We start from the raw sequence: 223 nt of genomic DNA on the forward strand, positions 1-223 counted from the left end.
ATCAAATTATCGAACATTTAAGCACTTTTATGGGTATGTTACCAAATACTTAGTTAAAGAATTTCCAAACTTAATTAGTTATAGCCGCTTTGTTTATTTAAAGAAGAACCTTTTTATTCCTCTATTTGCTTATCTTTTGGACAAAAGAGGAGAAATCACAGGAATTGCTTTTATTGATTCTACGTCGATAGATGTTTGCCACAATAAACGCATAAAAAGAAAC

1 protein-coding gene is annotated in these 223 nt (G+C 29.6%); it reads left to right on the top strand.

Translation table 11 applies throughout. The features are described from left to right. Positions 1-223, top strand: a 223-nt coding sequence (locus BU804_RS04225) for a transposase (RefSeq protein WP_275935651.1), incomplete at both ends; no start/stop codon positions are given.

The sequence above is a fragment of the Candidatus Protochlamydia sp. W-9 genome (assembly GCF_001950615.1).
Lineage (GTDB): Bacteria > Chlamydiota > Chlamydiia > Chlamydiales > Parachlamydiaceae > Protochlamydia > Protochlamydia amoebophila.